Source organism: Staphylococcus equorum (assembly GCF_029531845.1).
Taxonomy (GTDB): Bacteria; Bacillota; Bacilli; order Staphylococcales; family Staphylococcaceae; genus Staphylococcus; species Staphylococcus equorum_C.
In genome coordinates this window covers 120,669-137,431 of sequence record NZ_JAMBPV010000008.1, presented here as the reverse complement: position 1 = coordinate 137,431, position 16,763 = coordinate 120,669, and the positions used below count along the sequence as shown (strand labels likewise).

General features: G+C 34.2%; 14 protein-coding genes and 1 riboswitch. Of the genes, 5 read left to right on the top strand and 9 right to left on the bottom strand.

Annotated elements, in window-relative coordinates:
* Positions 1-112: 112 nt before the first annotated feature.
* Together M4L39_RS10660 and M4L39_RS10655 are read right to left on the bottom strand one after the other, a co-directional pair.
* On the bottom strand, positions 113-1,258 hold the full coding sequence (locus tag M4L39_RS10660) for a bifunctional cystathionine gamma-lyase/homocysteine desulfhydrase (protein WP_277582014.1): 1,146 nt from the start codon (positions 1,256-1,258) through the stop codon (positions 113-115).
* Positions 1,258-2,157, bottom strand: coding sequence for a PLP-dependent cysteine synthase family protein (locus tag M4L39_RS10655; protein WP_277582013.1), 900 nt, complete (start codon positions 2,155-2,157; stop codon positions 1,258-1,260). The genes M4L39_RS10660 and M4L39_RS10655 overlap by 1 nt, the downstream gene beginning before the upstream one ends.
* 223 nt (positions 2,158-2,380) lie before the next feature.
* Here M4L39_RS10655 and M4L39_RS10650 point away from each other — a divergent pair, with 223 nt between their 5' ends.
* The 3 genes from M4L39_RS10650 (at position 2,381) to M4L39_RS10640 (ending at position 5,178) form a co-directional block, all read left to right on the top strand.
* Positions 2,381-3,667 (top strand): homocysteine synthase, encoded by a 1,287-nt coding sequence (locus M4L39_RS10650; RefSeq protein WP_277582012.1) that lies wholly within the window; start codon positions 2,381-2,383, stop codon positions 3,665-3,667.
* A gap of 287 nt (positions 3,668-3,954) precedes the next feature.
* Positions 3,955-4,707, top strand: a complete 753-nt coding sequence (locus M4L39_RS10645) for a threonine/serine exporter family protein (RefSeq protein WP_277582011.1) — start codon at positions 3,955-3,957, stop codon at positions 4,705-4,707.
* 12 nt (positions 4,708-4,719) lie between these two features.
* A complete protein-coding gene (locus M4L39_RS10640; RefSeq protein WP_277582010.1) occupies positions 4,720-5,178 on the top strand; it encodes a threonine/serine exporter family protein in 459 nt (152 codons plus the stop codon).
* 87 nt (positions 5,179-5,265) lie between these two features.
* Here the strand turns inward: M4L39_RS10640 and M4L39_RS10635 are convergent, their stop codons facing one another.
* From M4L39_RS10635 to M4L39_RS10610, 6 genes are all read right to left on the bottom strand, one after another.
* Positions 5,266-6,159, bottom strand: coding sequence for an ROK family protein (locus M4L39_RS10635; RefSeq protein WP_277582009.1), 894 nt, complete (start codon positions 6,157-6,159; stop codon positions 5,266-5,268).
* A gap of 109 nt (positions 6,160-6,268) precedes the next feature.
* The gene (gene manA, locus M4L39_RS10630; RefSeq protein WP_277582008.1) at positions 6,269-7,204 is read right to left on the bottom strand and encodes a mannose-6-phosphate isomerase, class I; all 936 of its coding nucleotides are present in this window, start codon (positions 7,202-7,204) and stop codon (positions 6,269-6,271) included.
* Positions 7,205-7,220: 16 nt separating this feature from the next.
* Positions 7,221-9,185, bottom strand: a complete 1,965-nt coding sequence (locus tag M4L39_RS10625) for a fructose-specific PTS transporter subunit EIIC (RefSeq protein WP_277582007.1) — start codon at positions 9,183-9,185, stop codon at positions 7,221-7,223.
* A 79-nt stretch (positions 9,186-9,264) separates the two neighbouring features.
* A complete protein-coding gene (locus tag M4L39_RS10620; protein ID WP_277582006.1) occupies positions 9,265-11,136 on the bottom strand; it encodes a BglG family transcription antiterminator in 1,872 nt (623 codons plus the stop codon).
* Positions 11,137-11,337: 201 nt separating this feature from the next.
* Positions 11,338-12,270: a lactate/malate family dehydrogenase gene (locus tag M4L39_RS10615; RefSeq protein WP_277582005.1), complete on the bottom strand. Its 933-nt coding sequence runs from the start codon at positions 12,268-12,270 to the stop codon at positions 11,338-11,340.
* 104 nt (positions 12,271-12,374) lie between these two features.
* On the bottom strand, positions 12,375-13,193 hold the full coding sequence (locus M4L39_RS10610; protein ID WP_277582004.1) for a MetQ/NlpA family ABC transporter substrate-binding protein: 819 nt from the start codon (positions 13,191-13,193) through the stop codon (positions 12,375-12,377).
* Between the two features lie 92 nt (positions 13,194-13,285).
* A riboswitch (SAM riboswitch) is annotated at positions 13,286-13,390 on the bottom strand.
* Between the two features lie 307 nt (positions 13,391-13,697).
* Between M4L39_RS10610 and panE the strand changes: the two genes are divergently transcribed.
* Positions 13,698-14,615, top strand: coding sequence for a 2-dehydropantoate 2-reductase (panE, locus tag M4L39_RS10605; protein ID WP_277582003.1), 918 nt, complete (start codon positions 13,698-13,700; stop codon positions 14,613-14,615).
* A 20-nt stretch (positions 14,616-14,635) separates the two neighbouring features.
* Complete coding sequence (locus tag M4L39_RS10600) at positions 14,636-15,463, top strand: acyl-CoA thioesterase (protein ID WP_277582002.1); 828 nt, start codon at positions 14,636-14,638, stop codon at positions 15,461-15,463.
* A gap of 82 nt (positions 15,464-15,545) precedes the next feature.
* Here the strand turns inward: M4L39_RS10600 and M4L39_RS10595 are convergent, their stop codons facing one another.
* Entirely contained in the window at positions 15,546-16,754 is a 1,209-nt protein-coding gene (locus tag M4L39_RS10595) for an FAD-dependent monooxygenase (protein WP_277582001.1), read from the bottom strand.
* Positions 16,755-16,763 lie beyond the last annotated feature (9 nt).

Sequence of the window (16,763 nt, the reverse complement as noted above, 5' to 3'; positions counted from 1 at the left end):
CCTTTGGTTTGTTTTTTTAAGTTTTTTGTGCCCGCCGAAAGCGCGCAAAAAACTGCCAACAAAGCCGGTGACTTTGTTGGCAGTCTGAATGATTGGAAACTAACTTTATTAATTAATTTAAGTGATCTAACGCTTGTTTTAAATCTTCTACTAAATCTTCAGTGTCTTCAATTCCAACTGAAAGACGAATTAGCCCATCTGCAATACCTTCTTTGGCACGAATGTCTTTAGGAATAGATGCATGTGTCATTAATGCTGGTACAGAAATCAAACTTTCTACTGCACCTAAACTTTCAGCCAATGTGAAATATTGTGATTCACGAATAATTGCTTTGGCACTTTCGATATCCTCTACTTCAAAAGCAACAACGCCAGTATGTCCTTCCGATTGTGCTTCGTGGATATCATGGTTTAAATGTTCAGCGATACTTGGATGGAATACTTGTTTAACATTTTGATGTTGTTGCAACATTTCAATAATTGAAAGTGCATTACGCTGTACTTGTTCCATTCTTAGTCCTAATGTTTTAATACCACGAATTAATAAATAACTATCTTGTGGTCCCAACACGCCACCTGTTGAGTTTTGAATGAATCCAATACGCTCAGCTAGGTTCTCATCATTTGTAGCAACTAGTCCTGAAACGACATCACTATGACCACCAATGTATTTTGTAGCTGAATGCAATACGATATCAATACCCAATGTTAATGGGTTTTGGAAATATGGTGTCATAAATGTATTATCAACAACTGAAATTAAATTATGTTTCTGTGCAATTTCTGCTGATTTTTTAATATCTGTTACTCGTAACAATGGATTTGAAGGTGTTTCAATATACAACATTTTTGTTTCTGGTTTGATATATTGTTCCACTTCATCTATATGTGTTGTATCGATAAAATCTGCTTTTATTCCAAAACGTGAAAATACTTTTGTTAGGGCTCTGTAAGTGCCACCATAAACATCTGAATTTATTAATAAATGATCTCCTTCATCTAATAACATAATCACTGCAGATATCGCTGCCATACCAGAACCAAATGCATAACCGTATTGACCGTGTTCTAAATCAGCAATTAAACCTTCTAATGAACTACGTGTAGGATTAGCTGAACGGGAATATTCATACCCTTGTCTCATATCACCTATGTCGTCTTGCATAAATGTACTTGTTTGATAAATTGGTGTAGTTACTGCACCTGTATATGGATCTGTAGTAGACCCGCCGTGAATTAATTGTGTTTTTTTATTCATTAATGATTCTCCTTATAATTAAAGATTTGTTGTGACATGTACCGATCACTACCATCAGGAAAAATCGTTACAATAACGCCACTATTGATATGTTTTTTCACTTCTAATGCACCTTGTAAGACCGCTCCAGAGGAACTTCCTACAAGTAAGCCTTCTCGTTTTGCCAATAATGCTACATTTTCAAAAGCATCTTTATCAGACACTTTCACAATATCAGAAACTAAGGGTTCAGGTAAAAACTGAGGCCACTTTTCAGAACCGATACCTTCAATATCATGGTCATGTTGAGCTCCTCCACTTAATATAGAACCTTCTGGCTCAACAATAACATTCTCTACATTAAATGAAGTTAAGTGTTTTGCCACGCCTGTAAATGTTCCTCCTGAGCCTATACCGGCTACAAAATAATCTATTTCTGGCAATTCTTCTGTAATTTCTTTACCCAATGTTTGTAAATATGCTTTTGGGTTATTGTCAGATTCAAATTGATTTAAATAAAGTGCGCCCGTTTGCAATTCAAATTGTTTTGCTGCTTCTTGAGCGCCTTTCATGCCAAGTGCTTTCTCAGTTCTTCTAACCTTAGCACCTAAAGCTTTAATAATCGATATTTTTTCTTCTGCAAAACCTTCAGGCGCAAAAATAACTGCATTTATATTATGACGGTTGGCTGCAATAGCTACTCCAATACCTGTATTGCCAGCTGATGCCTCTACTACAGTTCCACCTTTTTGTATTAAGTTATTATCTAAAGCTGCTTCAATTAAATACTTACCAAGTCTATCTTTAATACTACCGCCAGGATTGAATTGTTCTAATTTAGCATAAATTTGAACGTCCTCATTACTAAAAGATTTTAATAATACCATAGGTGTATTGCCGATTAAATCATATGCAATCATTATAGTCCTCCACACACAGGTGTTTTTAATGTTTTGTTTATTCCCTACTATACGGATATGAATTATAAATAATTTTAGTCTCTTTTGCAAATTTTATTTTCAAAGTATTGTAAAACATCTAAAATAAATCCTTACTTTTTTAATAAGAATACTTGAATTCGCTAAATAGCTCTTGTATAGTATTAGTTATCAGAAAATTCAAATTTATAGGGGGATTTACATTATGAGTCAGAATTCATGGCATTTAGACACATTATCAATTCATGGCGGTCAACAAGTGGATGATTCAAAATCACGCGCAGTACCAATCCATCAAACAACGAGTTATGTATTTGATAGTACAGACCATGCACAAAAATTATTTTCGCTACAAGAAGAAGGTAATATTTACACGAGAATTATGAACCCAACACAAAATGTCTTTGAAGAACGTATCACGGCTCTAGAAGGTGGCGTTGGTGCTTTAGCTACTGCTTCAGGACAAGCTGCAATACATCTTGCATTATTAAACATCGTTGAAACAGGTGACGAAATTGTTGCTTCTTCAAACTTATACGGTGGTACATATAATTTATTAAAAGTAACGTTCAAAAAATTAGGTATTAAAGTCCATTTTGTAGATCCTAGCAATCCTGAAAACTTTAAAAATGCTATTACAGATAAAACGAAAGTGGTTTATGCGGAAACGATCGGCAACCCGCGTATTGATGTTCTAGATATTGAAGCTGTTGCGAATATTGCACATGATCATGGTATTCCATTAATTGTTGACAATACGTTCCCAACACCTTATCTATTACGCCCATTTGAACATGGTGCTGACATTATTGTACATTCAGCTACTAAATTCATTGGTGGTCATGGTACTTCAATTGGTGGTGTCATTGTTGATAGTGGTAAATTCAATTGGGATAACGGTAAATTCCCTGGCTTAGTAGAACCAGATCCTAGTTATCATGGTGTCTCTTATGCAAAAGATGTTGGAGAAGCTGCTTATATCACTAAAGCACGCGTTCAATTATTACGTGATTTAGGTGCATCTGTATCGCCTTTCAATGTTCATGAATTCTTAATTGGTTTAGAAACATTACACCTACGTATGGAACGTCATTCAGAAAATGCTTTACGTATCGCACAATACTTAGAAAAACATCCAAATGTAACGTGGGTAAACTACCCAGGTTTAGAAAACAATGCTTATAATGAATTAGCTCAAAAATATCTACCAGATGGACAAGGCGCTATACTTACATTTGGCGTTGATGGTTCTGTAGATGATATTGCTAATTTTGTTGAAGGATTAGATTTATTCTCTCACGTAGCAAACGTCGGCGATTCTAAATCGTTAGTCATTCATCCAGCAAGCACAACACACTTACAATTGTCACCAGAAGAACAACAAGCTTCAGGTGTACTTCCAGAACTTGTAAGATTATCAGTTGGTACAGAAAATGTAGACGACATCATTTCAGACCTTGATAAAGGTTTTAAAGCATCACTTGGAAATTAATGAAAAAATTTCCTTAGTGATGCTTATGCAAAAGCCTAGCTTTTGTAATGTCGCTAAAAAAGCAAGTTCACACTCTAAAAATATATAACGTCAAAACGCCCAACATTTACTTGTTTGGGCGTTTTTAGACTGCGCGCTATTATACCAGCACACAAACCGAAGACTCCTGCGTGTGTAATTTCTATATTTTAACTTCTTTCTCTAATTAATAAAGGTATTTACCTTTGTGTTTGTTAATTAATATTGGGATAATAACAATAATTGTTCAATAAGTTGGAGGTGTATGTTTGGATAATCAAAAAGATAAAATAACCATGAACGTCATATTACTTACCGGTAAAATACTTTTGTCTTCTGGCGCTGAAGTATCACGTGTTGAAGATACTATGCGTCGCATAGCAATTTGTATGGGCTATTACAATAGCCAGGGATATGTCATAAATGTGTTCATCAACTTTTCACTTAGTGAAGAACATGATACGCGCATTTTACGTATTAATAAAAATATCACCAACTTATTGAAAATATTTCAAGTTAACGCAATTTCACGGAAACTCACAAGTAATCAATTGTCTATAGAAGAAGCTTATGACCTTTTAAAAAATATAGAACGTACATCAGTCACAATTCCATTGTGGAAGAAAGGAATAGCAGCTGGAATTATCTCGCTGAGTTTTTTATATTTACAAAATGGTACATGGCCAGACGCAATTACCGCAATCATAGCTGGTGCTACAGGATTTTTGATTGTAGAGTATATGCACAGCAAGTCACTGACTATGTTTATACCTGAATTTGTAGCCTCTTTTGTAATAGGTACAATTGTTATATTTGGGTCTAAATTATTCAATGTTGATAATATGTTTGGGCCTGCCATGCTTGCTTCAGTTATGCCAATCGTTCCTGGTGTATTAATAACAACCGCAATACAAGATTTGTTCGGCCGTCATATGCTTATGTTTACAGCAAAATTTTTAGAAGCATTAGTTATTGCTTTTGCGATTGGTTCAGGTATAGCAATTGCGTATTCACTATTTTAAGGGGGACCCTTCATGACTATTTTAATTACATTTTTATGCAGTTTCAGCGCCTCTTATTTCTTCAACGTAATTTACGATTCACATAAAAAAGTGTTTCTTCCTGCTGGATTTGCTGGCGCCATGGGTTATATCGTCCATTATATTTTAAGTGAGCATGGGCAAATGGATACAATATACACAAGTTTATTAGGTAGTTTAACACTAGGTTTAATCAGCCATACTATGAGTCGAATATATAAAGCGCCTGTTGTGCTATTTATGATTCCTGGTATTATTCCCCTTGTTCCTGGCAGCATTGCTTTCAGTGCGACGCAACAGCTCGTTACGCTTAATTTTACTGACGCGACTAACACATTCATTCGTGCTATTTTGATAGCAGGTGCAATTGCTTTAGGTTTGTTGATTTCAGATCAATTATCTAAAACACTGAATATAAGAAAATTCTTAGCTATTAAAAGAAATAAACTTTAAACAGACTACATAATATTGTTATACGGTTCAAATATGCTTATAAAAACGCTATTTGATAGTAATACAATATTGTGTAGTCTTTTATAATTATTCATTCACAAAATATAAACCTGTTAATACATTAGCTTCTAAATCACTTATTTTAATAATAATCGAACTATTTCGTATTAAATGGTGTGCTTTTACATATGTTTCTATACTTTCTTTATAAGGCAATGGACTTTGTGTCACGCCCCCTCCTAATACAATATGATAAATATTAAATACACTGAATAAATTTGTACAAAGTTGTTGTGTTAATTTTAAAACTTCTTCAATCATTTGAATTATTGCTTCATCTTCACCTTGAATATACATTTCAATAGCTTCTCTCGTGCTCACTTCTCTTTGTAAAATATCGCTCGCTTTTCTACTAATCGCTAACCCAGAAACCTCATTTTCAACACAACCATATTGTTGACATACAGGACATTGGTAACTGCTATCACTTTTAATTACTGTATGACCAATCTCACCAAAGTTCCCGTCAATGCCAGAGATTAATTGTCCCTGTTTCATATAAGCCATGCCAACGCCTGTACTAATCGTTAAATAAATGAAATCCTCAGTTTGTAATTTGATATACTGATGTTCTGCTAAAATTGCAGCATCCGTATCATTAACAAATCGTGGCTTAAATTCACTATTCTGTGTTATATAAGCACCCGCATTAAATCCATTATATTTTTGCAAATTGGGTGGATTTAAAAATAAGCCTTGATTATAATCACAAGGACCTGGCATCGCAATATTTAACGAAGTTTTATCGACATTTTCGAAATTCTCTACATAGTCATTCGCCAGACTTATAATTTCTTCAAATTCCTTTTCAGGCACATCTTTATTCGTTTTAAATTTTTGACTCGCTACGATTTCTAAGTCTTCATTGATAAGTCCAACAATCGTTTTAGTTCCTCCAATATCAACACAAATCTTCAACATCAAGTACCAACCCCATCATTTATTAGTTTATGTTAATTATGTATAAAAAGAGGCTCAGATAAAACCAATTTGCCTTGTGACAAATCAAATTCATCTCGCCTCTCTTTATTTATACATGACTGACAATCATCGTCATGTCACCCTTAAATTGAATCTCATCGTCTTCTGTTGTCAGTATAAAGTGTGTACCTTTGTTTAAACTGTAGTCGCTTCCGTCTACAGTGATTTGTCCGCTACCTTCAACAAGTGAAACAAGACAGTAGTCATGCGGTTTTCTATAATTTAAATTACCATCGATCATCCAACGTTCAACTGTGAAAAAATCATTGGACACAAATTGTGTGTACTGCTGTCCCTGGATATTTTCATGTATTGGTGTTGTATTAGGTGAATCTTCTGAAAGATGAATTACTGCTTTACTCTGTTCTAAGTGCAAATCACGTTTGTTTCCATCTTTATCTACACGATCATAATCATATATTCTATATGTCGTATCCGAAGATTGTTGTGTTTCTAAAATCATAATACCTTTTCCAATTGCGTGTACTGTTCCAGCTGGTACATAGAAGAAATCTCCTGCTTGTACTTTTACTGTTTTAAAAAGGGTATCAAATTGTTGTTGATCAATCATTTCATTTAATTCATCTTGATTTTTAGCGTTTACATCATAAATAATCTCAGCATCTTCTTGTGCATCTAGAATATACCAACACTCTGTTTTGCCATATTCACCTTCATATTTTTGTGCATATTCATCATTTGGATGGACTTGAACTGATAATTTATCGTTTGCATCTAATATCTTAGTTAATAAAGGGAATTTAGCATCACCAGTTTCACCAAATAATGCTTTATCTTCATTCCATACTGTTTCTAATGTTTTACCTTTATGTTTACCATTCTCAATTATATTCGGTCCATTAGGATGTGCTGATATCCCCCAACATTCACCTGTATATTCATTAGGGATGTCATAATTGAATGATTTTAAAGCCGTACCACCCCATATACGTTCTTGAAAAACGGGTTGTAAGAATAATGGCATATGCTCATACCTCCACTTATATTTCTTTTAGTATATCGTATATTTGTTCTGTATGTGTTGCATCGATTAAACTTTGACGGATATCATCTTCCATTAGCGCTCTAGATAAACGCTGTAACAACTTCAAGTGAGTATCACTACTATCACTTGGTACTGCAATTAAGAAAACAATTTTTGGCAATGTGCCATCTAAGCTATCCCAATTCACGCCTTGTTTATTATTCATAACTGCTACGATGGGTTTTTTCACTGCATCTGATTTGGCATGAGGAATTGCCACATTCATGCCTATAGCCGTTGTCGACTCCATTTCTCGTTTTAAGACGTCTGCTTTCAGTCTATCCATATCTGTAATATAATCATATTTATTTAATTGACCTACAAGATGTTCAATTGCTTCGTCTCTTGTCAGTTTCTTCTCTGATATTTCAATAACTTCTTGGTGAAATACTTCAATTTCGTCATCCGATGTTGCTTGTTTATCCCCGCTTATTTCAGCGTCGTTTTGCGTTGTTGCTTCTGTATCATTCTGAGTCTGTGCTGACATTCCTACGTCTGTATGCGCTACATCTTCAGCTATTGCTGGCGTTTTTCTTCTTAGTGTCAATACTGAGAACATTGTCACAATACTACCTACAATTACTGCTATAAAGAACCAGAGAACTTGATCAATACCACCAAGCACAGCTACGATAGGCCCACCATGTGCTACTCTATCACCTACGCCACCAATTGCTGCAATCGCCGCAGCAATCATCGCACCTATCATATTAGAAGGTATAATACGTAAAGGATCTTGGGCAGCAAAAGGAATTGCGCCTTCTGTTATACCAAATAATCCCATTGTAAATGAAGCTTTACCCATTTCTACTTCACCCTTATTAAACTTACGTTTGTTGATAAATGTTGCAAGACCTAGACCAATAGGTGGTGTACATACCGCAACAGCAACCATACCCATTACTGCATAATTCCCTTCAGCAATTAGTGCTGAACCAAATAGAAAAGCCACTTTATTTACAGGTCCACCCATATCAAAAGCAATCATTGCACCAATAATCAACGCTAAAATTACGATATTTGTTCCTTGCATATCTTTCAACCACGTTGTTAAGCCTTCAAAAATACTAGCAATCGGTGCGCCAATTAAGAAAATAAAAATGAGTCCTACGATAAGTGAAGAAATTATAGGAATAATGATAATCGGCATAATTGGAGCCATTGCTTTCGGTATCTTAATATTTTTTATCCATTTTGCAATATAACCTGCTAAGAAACCTGCGACGATACCGCCTAAGAATCCTGCACCTGCATCACTACCATAAAAACTGCCATCAGCAGCAATCGCACCACCAATCATCCCCGGAACAAGTCCTGGTTTATCTGCGATACTTACAGCGATATAACCTGCCAAGATAGGAACCATAAAGCTAAATGCTAAATTTCCGATATTTTCAATTGATTTCCAAAATGAACCTTCTGGTATAACTAAACCTTCAGGCGTTGCTTTACCCCCTAAAGTCAATGCAATCGCCATCAATAGTCCACCAACAACGATAAATGGAACCATAAATGAAACGCCATTCATCAAATGTTGATATATCATTTGTACATCGCTTTTTTGCTCCTCATCTTCTTCATTAGAAGCTCCTGTAGCCTTGGCATCGTGATGTATGTGCGCATCTTTATCAATAATACGTTGAATGAGTTCTTTTGGTTTATGAATACCTTCACGAACACTTTCATTAATTAATAACTTACCGTTAAATCGAGATAAGTCTACTTGGCGGTCTGCGGCAATGATAATCCCATCCGCTTCTCTAATTTCTTTCGATGTTAAAACATTTTCAGCACCGACGCCTCCCTGCGTCTCTACTTTAATGTCTACATCCATTTCTTGAGCTGCTTGCTCTAATTTCTCTTGAGCCATATACGTGTGTGCTATCCCATTTGGACACGATGTTATCGCTAAAATTTTCATAACGCTCATCCTCCTTACTTATAATTGTAAACGCATTCACAAGAAAATAAAAAAGAATAATTGCCGTTAGTAGTGGCAATTATTCTTTCACTAACTGAATTACTTTATCTTTTAAAATTTGGTCTTCAAGCACTAACAACTGATCTACGTCACTTTCCGTAAAATTGGCTATTGTATGAATAATTTTTTTCATAGCTGGAATATCTTGTTCTGCTATTGCTAAGAAAAAAACTAATTTCGCCCTATTTTGTTTCCAACTGAAGCCATGCATATTTTTAAAAATTACCACGTGTGACTTCAGTACTTTTTCAGGGTCGCCATGCGGAATACTAATACCATTTCCTATAAAAGTAGAAGAAAACTTTTCTCTTTCTAAAGCACTTTGGATAAATTTTTCAGTAACCGAATAGTTGTCTCCTAAAATAATTTGCGCCTGTTCAAATACATAGGATGCTTCTATTAGCTCTTGTTTATCTGAATGAACATCAAATTGAATTGCTGCTAATTCATCATGATTTAGCACAGGATTTTGCTTATGGTGTATAAAGGATTGAATCTTTTTTGCATCTTCTTTGGAAAATAATGGGGAAACTTCCATTACTTGTAATGTCTCTGGCACCTGAGATTGATCTATAAAGTGCGTCGTAATTAAAGCATCGACGCCTGAAAAATCATACTGTGTCACATTTTCTAATTTCAATGTATCTATCACGTATATCCTATCATCTAAATTTGCTATTTTGGCTTCCAATAAACTTGAAATCCCCAAACCATAGTAACAAGTAATTACGATATTAAAACGATTTTTCTCATTACGATCTATCGATGATTGAAAATGCAATGCTAAAAATGCAATTTCATCTTCTACTAGGTTTATTTTTGCGTCTTTAGACAGATGATTTACTGTTTCATATAAACTGTTAAAAACAAAAGGATAATATTTTTTAATATCTTCAGTTAATGGATTATTAATGTAGACATTTTTAGCAATACGTAAATAGGTTCTACTAAAATGTGAATAAACATTGTCACGTAATTCCTTATCTTTTGTAAAATTTACTCCTACATTTTGTTCCATTTGATATATCATTCTATCGATGTAACTTTTAACAAACACTTTTTCTAAACCTAAATCGTATTTATTAAAATAGTAACTAATAAAAAATGAAAACAATTTTGCAGTTTCATCACTTAGTCCATATGCTAATTTATGATTTATTTCGTCTATACAATGCTGTGCTATGGCTTGTGATTCTTCATCTACAACCCATGAAACATCATCATCATTGTTTCTTTTAAATATAATAATAAGATGTATTAACAGTTGCCGAATTCGTATATTGGGAGTTTGTATTTGATAATCACTTAAGATACTTTTAATAATTTGAAATATAATTTGAATATGTGCTTCTGGTATTTCATTTAGAATGAATTGCTCTACAGTCTGGTCTTTTGTAGAAAGCTGATTTAAATGGAGTATCGCATTTCTTATATTCATTTCGTTACCATTAACTGTGATACCTTTTTTCTTAGTAATGTTCACATTAATATCAAATGATGTGCACCATGATTGTATTCTATTTAAATAGTCATTTACTTCTGATTTTGTTAAATTAAAATCGTTTTCCAATTGATCAATCGTCAAGGGTTGTTGATGCATTAGCAATTGATAACCTAATTTCAACAGTATTTCACTTTCTTTATTCGTAAATGCTGTAACGATTTCTGCTAATTGTTCCGTACTATATAAGGTATGATTCATCTTATAACCTCTACCTTTTACACTAACAATTAATTCTTCTACTAACTCGTTATTAATATACTTAATATCACTTCGTACAGTTCTGGTTCTGTTGGAAACATTCAAGTAGTTCGCTATTTCGTTTGCACTTAAATAATCATTACTATTATTTAATATCAAACGAATAAGCTTAGCATGTCTTTCTTGCATAGCTGCACCGCACTTTCCACATTCTTACACGCTTATTAATAAGCGTTTCCAATAATATCAAATACATTGTAGCTATAACTCATTACATAAGCAAGAAGTTCACTGTTTATATGGAGTTACATCAACTTTCGCTATAAAAGCTTATTTTAAATTAAAAAGAGATAGCAACTGAAATTCTCATTCGTTACTATCTCTCAATTATTAGTTTGTTACTTTGCTAATTGTTTGCTGTATATATCGATGCGCCTTTTTGAGTTGATCAATTTCTATTTGACTGAGTTGAATTTCAAACCTCTGTTTAATTCCATCACGTCCTACTAATGTAGGTAGACTAAATGCACTCTCATTCAAACCATATTCATTACTTATTGAAGTTAATGGCATGATGGTCTGCTGGTTTAATGCAATCGCTTGGATTAAATAATTAACCACTTTCGATATCGCTACATTTGTCCATCCTTTTTTATAAAATACATCCATAGATACCTTATCAATTTCTGAAGTTATGCGTGCTTTATCGATAGGTGCGGTATGCGTCAATTGTTCAAATTCATCTAATGTCATGCCATAAATTCTAACTTTACTCCATATTGGTACCGCATGTTGTCCATGTTCTCCAATCACAAATGCTTCAATATTTTTAGGATCAACTTGATAATATTTCGCAATCAATGTTTTAAAACGAGATGTTTCCAAAGACGTTCCCGTACCAATTATTTTATGCGAAGGATATTGAGATGTATTGCCAATATAAGTAATTGTATCCACTGGATTGGAAACTAAAATCACAATCGCACCTTGCGTTACTTGATTAATTTGCTTCATGACTCCCTCAATCATATTTCGATTACCTTTCGCAAGTAATACGCGATCTCCCTCTTTAGGATCTGTTGGAATACTTGCTGCGATTACAATGAATGAGGCATCTGCTAAATCCTCATAATTACTTTCGCGAATATTGACGTGAGTAGCATTTGGTAATCCTTGCGTATGCAAATGATCCAACGCTTCACCACTTGCTCTTTCTGTATCCGTATCAATTAATACAATATCTGAGAATAAATTTAAATTTTGGACATCTGTAAGTACTTGGCTTCCTACTTTACCAAGTCCAATGATTCCTATTTTGGACATTTTATCCCTACCTTATCTTTAAAATACTAATGTTTGATATCTTTAACTACCATTCAAATGTAACAAATTTAGTATAACTAATTTATTACTTTATCTATTTCACTTTATTTTTCATATGGAATAACATCTTGGCCATATTCTTTTTTAATAAAGTCTTTTGTATCTTTTGATTGTAGTATTTTAATTAACGTTTGATATTTTTTATCGTCTTTATGTCCTTTTTGAACGGCGACTATATTTGCAAATGGTGATGACTTATCCTCAACTGCAATCGCATCTTTATGCGGTGTTAGTCCATTATCGATAGCATAGTTGGAATTCATAATAACTGCCGCGCCTTCTTTACTATTATATGTTTTAGGTAAAAATTCAGCCCCTTGTTTGTTATTGAATGTTAAATCTTTTTTATTTTCTACAATATCCTCAAATTTTGCATCTTCAATATTTACACCTTTTTTAATTTTAATTAAACCTTTATCAACAAAAAATGATAAGAAACGTCCTTCTTCAGCAGGGTTGTTCGATACATAAATCGTTGATCCTTTAGGGATATCTTTAATATCTTTATATTTTTTACTATAGACACCCATTGGCGTAGTCAGTACTTTTCCTACTTCTTCAATGTTATAGTTATGATCTGCTTTTTCGGCTTTTAGATAAGGTACATGTTGGAAAAAGTTTGCATCTACATCGCCTTTATCTAATAATTTATTAGGCACTTTATAGTCATTTACTGTCTTAATTTCTAAATCATAACCTTCTTCTTTCATTGCTTTTTTAGCATGTTTAAGTACTTCGCCATGTGGTGCTGGAGACGTTGCTATCGTGATTTTTTTATCTTCACCTTCACCCTTTGAATTTCCGCACGCTGCCAATATAACTACTAATACTACTAATGAAACTAAACTTATAACCCTTTTCATCAAATCTCTCCTTATAATTTGTTTCAATTTACGACTAAAGCTATGTATAAAAAAATACTTCCTCTTTATTTTCAAGAGAAAGTATCCACCTTCTCTCATCTTTGAAAGTAAAATTACTTTCTGTGAATTAGCACCATTTCAAAAACGACGGTTGCTGGGCTTCATAGGGCACATCCCTCCACCACTCTAGATAAGAGTAAATCATATGTAATTGATTGTTTTAATCCTAGCATCGCGCTCATGATTAGTCAATAAGATTTTAGAAAATTCTAAATCATTTGTTTTCATAAATATTTCCACTTTCGTTCCATGTGAAACAATAATCACTCTGATAAATAGCTTTATAATTTGAGGAGTTTAAAGAAAGATTAATACCTTAATTTAATATATACATCTACAATAATAATATAAAATATATATAAAAGTATGCGTAATAATTTTGTGAAGTGGTATATATACATTAACGAGATAGAAACAATACATAACATGAGGAGTTGCATAATAATGAGAATTTTAGTCTTAGGAGCAGGTGGTATCGGTGGTTACTTTGGTGGTCGCTTAGCTGAAAATGATCAAAACGTTACATTTCTAGTACGTTCAAAAAGAAAATCGTATTTAGAACGAAATGGTCTAGCTATTCATAGTGAAAAGGGTGACTATCACTTTAACCCTCAGCTTATTACGAGAAAAGACCGTGTGAAACCATTTGACGTAGTGCTCTTGTCTTCTAAGTCTTATCATATAGAACATGCGCTTGAAGATTTAACACCATTTGTTAACGGTAATACAGTGATTATTCCATTACTTAATGGAATCGCACATCTACCGAAGTTACAATCAACTTTCGGCGAAAATAAAATAATGGGTGGTTATTGTGTCATTGAAACGACTTTAAATCCTGTGGGTGAAATCGTTCATACAAGCTCTTTTAACAAACTATTTTTTGGCGAATTGAATGGCGAGCAAAGTGAACGTGCCGAACAAATTGCTCAAGCTTTTTCAAATACTAAAGCTGAATTTATTTTAAGTTCAAATATCCAGCAAGGTATGTGGCATAAATATTTAATGATTACTGTACTATCAAGCCTTACTACACTCATGCATGCACCAATTGGACCTATACGTGACAGCGTGGGAGGCGTAGATTTTATTAAGTCACTATATAATGAAGCCGCTTCAATCATGCGTGCACACAATGCGCCCATTTCAGATACGATTGTTGATCAATATATGAAATCACTCCCGAAACTTTCTTATCACTTCAAGACTTCTATGCAACGTGACATGGAAAAAGGATTAAATATTGAAGCAGATCATTTACAAGGTTATTTGTTAAATTTAGCAGCAGCATACCACATAGACGCACCTCTGCTAACTACTGTTTATCAAAACCAAAAAGTATATAAAGAAATGCTTCAATAATAAATATTGGAGGTTACATAATGAATTCTAATAAACAAGTACATGCATTTGATAAAGCTACTCAGCTAACTGAAGAAGCGTCAGGTGATTATAGTGGCCACACATCTGAAAAGTATGCCAATATGATTGGACCGTTTGGTGGCGTTATTGCATCTACGTTGCTTCGTGCTGTCTTAGAACATCCAGAACGATTAGGAGAACCAGCATCACTAACTATCAATTATGCAGCACCTGTGGCTGATGGTAATTTTAATATTAAAGCAACACCAACTCGAACAAATCGATCCACTCAACATTGGTATATTGTACTTTCTCAGAATGATAAAACCGTTATTACTGGAACAGCTGTTACTGCGCAACGACGAGATACTTGGTCTACTACCGAGATAGCGTTCCCTAATGTACCGACTGCTGAAAATGTTGATTTTCCATCAATAGAGGGCGCACCACCTTGGTTACAGAATTATGATATACGAATTATTAAAGGGGCGCCACTCGCTTTATCACAAACACAATCTAACAATTCTCATGACTCTACGACGCTTCAATGGATACAAGACAAGCCAAAGAGAAACCTTGATTTTCTTTCACTCACTTCAATATGCGATGCATTCTTTCCACGTATTTGGGTGCGCCGTGAAAAAATGGTACCTATTGGAACAGTTTCACTTACCATTTATTTTCATGCTGATTCAGAAACACTTAAAACTCATGGTGACCGAGAAGTGTTAGGTCATACACGTGCACTTAAATTCTATGATGGCTTCTTTGATCAAACTGGAGAAATATGGAGTTATGACGGAAATTTACTCGCGACGACTAGCCAATTTGTTTATTATAAAGAATAATCCTCTTAAATTTCATAAGAATTAAAAAGAGCTATAAAGCATCTACGACATAGATGCTTTATAGCTCAATTTATGAAACCTTTTAATGACTTACTTCTTCACTTTGAAAATGCCCACCATGATATTGGTCTACATATTGGTAATCATGCTCTGTACGCGCTTTCAAAATTGCGTTTCTTAATAGATTATTCACTTTATTTTTACCATGTATGATTTCGCCCCATACACGTGCATTTTCTTGTACAAATGTCGTACGTGGTTTACGCTCTTCTTCAAATTCTGTAAATGCTTTTTCATAATTCGTTTCATGTTTTTCTAACATATCAGCCATGAATGATGCATCTTCTAAAGCTTGGCATGCACCTTGAGCAAGATACTGTAACATTGGGTGTGCGGCGTCACCTATCAATGTGAAGTTGCCTTCAGACCATTTATCAATCGGTTTACGATCAAACATTGGCCATCTTTTTTGTCTTGAAATATAAGAAACTGCAGTTTGCACTTTATCACATGTTCCCGAGAATACTTCATCCATTTCTTCCGGTGTGCCCCAATCATCTGCTAGTTCATTACCTGGTTGATAATTTTTACTTTTAAACACAACAACTTGGTTATAAAGTTCGCCTTTACGTACTGGATATTGTACAACATGCATATCAGGGCCGATCCACATATAGACATCGTCCAAATTACCAATATTTGTAACTTCTTCCATTGGAATTGCACCTCTGTATGCAACGTATCCTGAACAAATAGGTTCGTCGTCAATTAAATAACCACGTGTAGTGGACCACAAACCATCTGCACCTATAACAGCATTTGCTTCATGACTATCACCATTTTTAGCTGTGACTTTTACATCTCCATTGTTTTTTGTTTCTATGTTTTTGATGTATTGATTTGTAGATAATTCAACCTCAGGATGTGCTTCACATGCTTCTAATAAAATACGATGCAAATCAGAACGATGAAGTACAATATAAGGTGCGCCATATCGTTCACGATAAGTGGAGTCGATATCTAGTGCAGATAACTCTTCACCTGTAAATGCATTCATTAATACTAAGCGCTTAGGAAAAACAGCTACTTCATTAATCTTATCCATTACGCCTAACTTTTGTAATACATTTGTACCATTCGCTGCAAGTTGGATACCCGCGCCAATTTCTTTAATTTCTGGTGCCTTTTCTAAAACTTTAACATCATTTCCATTCTGAGCAGCACCCAAAGCTGTTGCTAACCCTCCGATACCGCCACCAATAATGATCATTTTTTTATTTTCATTACTCATGATGTTTAC